This is a genomic window from Micromonospora sp. CP22, from assembly GCF_009712475.1.
Taxonomy (GTDB): Bacteria; Actinomycetota; Actinomycetes; order Mycobacteriales; family Micromonosporaceae; genus Micromonospora.
This window is the reverse complement of sequence record NZ_VCJO01000045.1, coordinates 1-2,675: the sequence shown is the minus strand read 5'-3', so window position 1 is coordinate 2,675 and position 2,675 is coordinate 1. Positions and strand designations below refer to the sequence as shown.

Here is a 2,675-nt window from a genome sequence, read left to right as displayed (position 1 = left end):
TGCAGGATCAACCGCTCGTCCACAGTAGAAACGATCTACCAGACCAGGCCGCCCAACCGCCACCCGAGACACGCTCTAAGCAGCAGTGATCAGATCCGCTGGACCGACGGGACTGGCATCAAGCGCGATGGTTCGGCATCCTTCTCTGCGAAGAGTCCGCGATCTGGATTCTCTGAGACGGATGAAGGGATCTGACCGGCCACTTGGAGTCTTCGTCTCAACCGTCCAGGATGGTAAGCGGGCTGGGAGAGGAGCTGCTGTGGAACATGTTGACACTATGATCGTGTCCTACGCCTGGAAGGGGGTGTCCGGGTACGCGATCGACGGCAGGATCCTAAGTTCAGTTGCGGCGCAGGAGTTTCTTCTGGTCCATACCAAGGACCTAAAGATGCCTCGTTATTACATGCCACGCCCCCCTCACTTGAGGTCTCAAGGTCTTAGCCTGCTGAGGTTCGGCGAGAAGGGCCTGTCCGGTCCGCAGCAGCACGCCCGCCGAAGGAAGTGCACGGACCGGTTGCTCATCGATTTCGGCAGTGACTACCCAACAATCTTTGAATACGGCCATAATAGGCTAGCCGGCGCGATCAACAGGGGAGAAACCCGCTACTACGAAACTTGTATACGCGATCTCGACAGGCCCCTCCGGCGGGACTTACTTGGCCGCTTCGTGTTCCTGGTGCACAACCGGGTGAAATGCGTGGCGCTCAGCCCCAAGATAGTTGAGGGTATGTTTCCGCTGCTGAAAGAGTTCTCGCGGACCAATAATCTCAAGGAGAATTTCCGCAACACGATTAACGACATGCTAGTTCTGTCGACAGCACTAGAAGGACGGGCAAGCCTCTTCTCCAAGGATAAGACCCTGAACCGCTTCGCAGCGGACTTCTATCGGGCCCCGTTCAAAAGAGTCGAATCCCAAGTTTTATGCATAGACTTCGACAGAGATGCCTCCAGTCGTCGTCAGCCATTCGAGAGCAAGGGGTACGTCAACCGGAGCTGGCAGGTTATTGAGCGGCGAGGATAGGAAGCGGGGCGCGGCACTAGGCCACACCCCGGTTAATCACTGTTCAATGCTATTAGCAGCTGTCATCTTCCGGCTGGCTCGTCCCGCGTTGACACACCATGAAAATGGCGAGTGCTCGTCCAAGCTGTCGTGGGCGTAGCCTTTCCCTGGTGCAGGAGGCCGATCGTGATGGGCTCAAGGCCGATTCGCATGGAAAGCGAGTGTAAGCCCTCACGAATGAACGGCATTACCACGAAGAAGGCCACTTGATCCATGAAGGCGCTTAGAAGCTCCTTCTCGGGTTTCTTCTGACTCGCAAGCGAGAACGATGCGACGACCACCATTTGTACACTCGCAACCCTCTCGCCGCCGCCGCGGGAAACCAATGGTGCATCTACACTGAACCGGGTGTCGAAGCCCTCGTCACTCAATCTGAAGGCGCTCGCAACCTTCAGATCAAGTTCGCCGACCTCTGCGGGAGTATCAGACAGAAGCTCTGCATGCCACTTTGTCACACGAATGTCGGTAAGATCAGCTTGAGCGACCAATGCTTTAAGGGCCTCATCCCGGTCGTTCGCCGGGCCACCGCTCTTAGCCTCCCTACCATCTTCGACCGTATCGCTCACGCTAGTTCCTCAACCTGGGCAGCTTCCCGAGATACCTCGATATATCCGTCTGGTTCTTGCTGATGACCATAACGCGCAACCCAGGACGACGATCCATCGACCATGTATAGCGCTAAGGCCATGTGTCGTTTGGCGCTGGCAGTGAGGATTTCCCCTGTGAGCTCCGCCAGTAACTCATGTAGGTGTTCTCTATTTTCGACTGGCGGTCGAACCCGCCGCTCGAACGAGGAAACCGTCTCCCACGCGTTGTCAATCGGGTGCTTGATGCGCAACAGGCACCCGTTCAACTCGGCGACCTGCTCGGGAGTCAGGTGAGTCTCTTCGTCGCCGATGCCGTAGTGCTGTCGAACCCAGCGGTGAACCTGCGCCCATTGCCAAATTCTTGACTTTCCGCCGCCAACCGTTCCCATTGGAGGCGGAAAGTTTCCTGGCCCGCGCTTGCCCTCCGCCCAAAGCCTGACGGCCTCACGAGAGACGCCAAGGCGGAAGGCGACGTCCGAAACGGAAACTACTTCGGAGTCAACCTCAAGCACTTTGGCGTCCGGGAGAACGTGGCAAATTCGCCGAGCGGCCTCCAGGGCTGTGGCTACAGGATCTTTGGCTGCTGTGTATAGCGTCGCTATAACAGCACCGTCGAATTCGGACCATGCCAAGTCGGAAAGATGCTGACCTAACATCTCAAGGGTGACGTCGTCGTCAAGGTCCACACCGCTGATACGAAGGGGGATGCGGATCATTGGCCTCTCCCGCCATACGCCATCTGAGACTCCAGCATAGTGGTAGTGTTGGCACTTGCCAACACTCTAGGTCAGTCGACCGCTCCGGTGTGTCACCTTTGGGGCAAACGGGACCGAAGCGACTGAATCTTTACACGTGCGTTACGTACCCGGGCCTTTAGGTCACGAACATCCGGAGATGGCTCCTCTTCGATGAGGGCAGCCCTGACCTGACTGTTGGTCTCCTCCGCTACGTCTAAGTGCGTGTTTGAGATGAGGTTGGTCAGGTCCGGTTGAAGGTGCGGCGGGCTTGTCGGTGTGCCGGTTGACCAC

General features: G+C 57.2%; 3 protein-coding genes. 1 reads left to right on the top strand and 2 read right to left on the bottom strand.

From position 1 onward, the window contains the following. The first annotated feature begins 181 nt into the window (after positions 1-181). Entirely contained in the window at positions 182-1,021 is an 840-nt protein-coding gene (locus FF096_RS26110; protein ID WP_196222663.1) for a hypothetical protein, read from the top strand. 62 nt (positions 1,022-1,083) lie between these two features. On the opposite strand, the gene FF096_RS26105 is transcribed toward FF096_RS26110, so the two are convergent. Continuing rightward, positions 1,084-1,626 carry a hypothetical protein gene (locus tag FF096_RS26105; RefSeq protein WP_155222204.1) on the bottom strand — a complete coding sequence of 181 codons (543 nt, stop codon included), beginning with the start codon at positions 1,624-1,626 and terminating at the stop codon, positions 1,084-1,086. Beyond that, a complete protein-coding gene (locus tag FF096_RS26100) occupies positions 1,623-2,363 on the bottom strand; it encodes an AlpA family transcriptional regulator (RefSeq protein WP_155222203.1) in 741 nt (246 codons plus the stop codon). The genes FF096_RS26105 and FF096_RS26100 overlap by 4 nt, the downstream gene beginning before the upstream one ends. Between the last annotated feature and the right edge of the window lie 312 nt (positions 2,364-2,675).